Source organism: Amycolatopsis rhizosphaerae (genome assembly GCF_007713715.1).
GTDB classification, from domain to species: Bacteria; Actinomycetota; Actinomycetes; order Mycobacteriales; family Pseudonocardiaceae; genus Amycolatopsis_E; species Amycolatopsis_E rhizosphaerae.
On the sequence record NZ_VJWX01000846.1, the window covers coordinates 1 to 1,393 of the forward strand.

Sequence of the window (1,393 nt, forward strand, 5' to 3'; positions counted from 1 at the left end):
CTTGACCTCGGTGCCGTGGTTGGTGCGCAGCGCGTTGATCGGGGTGGCGCCGGGGAGGGTTTCGTCCTCGCTGTAGAGCCACCGCAGCATCTCCGTGCGGCTGAACCCGGCATCCGCCAGTACGGTCAGCAGCCCGTTCAGGCCCTTCACCGGCACGGCACCGGCGAGGAAGTCCGCGGGCACGCACAGATCGCCGCTCCGGCGGACGGCGATCAGCTGGCCGTCCCGCAACAACTGCCGCACCTTGTTGACCGACAGGCCCATGACCGCGCCGACCTCGGCCAGCGGGAGCAGGGTGACCTCCGGGCCAAGTACGTCATCAGCGACTGGAATCGCACTCACAGCTGACACTGTGCCATATGGCGCGGCCAGGGGTGCACTATCGCACCGGCGCCGTGACGAAACTTCGACGGAGCGCCAAGTTGATCATGGGCTGTGTCCGCCGGGGGCGCGCGTATCCGTACGATCCCCACCGTGACACCCACCGACGCCAGCCTGGCCGGAACGCTCCTCGAGCGGCGTTACCGCGTCGACGCCCTGATCGCCAGGGGCGGCATGTCCTCGGTGTACCGCGGGGCCGACACCCGGCTGGACCGTCCGGTCGCCATCAAGATCATGGACCCGCGGTTCGCCGACGACCGGTCGTTCGTCGACCGGTTCGAGCGCGAAGCACGCTCGGCGGCCCGTCTGCACCATCCGAACGTGGTGACCGTGCACGACCAGGGCGTCGACGGAGCACATATCTTCCTGGTGATGGAGCTCGTCGCGGGCGGCACCCTGCGTGACCTGCTCGACGAACGGGGCCGCCTCGAGGTCCCGCTCGCGCTGAGCGTGGCCGAGCAGATGCTCGCCGCGCTGGCCGCGGCCCACCAGGCCGGCCTGGTCCACCGCGACGTCAAGCCGGAGAACGTGCTGATCGGGCAGGCGGGCACCCCGCCAACCGGAGTGGTCAAGGTGGCGGACTTCGGGCTGGTGCGCGCGGTCGCCAGCTCCGGTACGACCAGTTCCAGCATCATTCTCGGCACGGTCGCCTACCTCTCCCCGGAGCAGGTGACCACCGGGATGGCCGCCGAACGCGGTGACGTGTACTCCACGGGCATCGTGCTGTACGAGATGCTGACCGGGCAGGTGCCCTACACCGCCGACACCGCGATTTCCGTCGCGTACCGCCACGTCAACGACGACGTGCCCGCCCCCGGCGAGAGCACGCCAGGACTCCCGCCCGAGGTGGACGAGCTGGTGTTGCGGGCGACCCGCCGTGACCAGGAGGGCCGCCCGGCGGACGCGGGTGCCTTCCTGGAGGAGCTGCGGCGGGTGCGGGCCTCCCTCGGTCTCGAACCGGTGCCGATCCCCGTTCCGGCCCCGAAGGCGGCACCCACTCCCACTCCCACAC

At 70.4% G+C, this 1,393-nt stretch carries 2 protein-coding genes; one reads left to right on the plus strand and one right to left on the minus strand.

Annotated elements, in window-relative coordinates; genetic code table 11:
* Positions 1-342: Rv2175c family DNA-binding protein (locus FNH05_RS37350; RefSeq protein WP_144593534.1), on the minus strand; the 342-nt coding region annotated here is incomplete at its 3' end.
* A 132-nt stretch (positions 343-474) separates the two neighbouring features.
* Between FNH05_RS37350 and FNH05_RS37355 the strand changes: the two genes are divergently transcribed.
* A partial coding sequence (locus FNH05_RS37355; protein WP_144593535.1) for a protein kinase domain-containing protein occupies positions 475-1,393 on the plus strand: 919 nt, incomplete at its 3' end.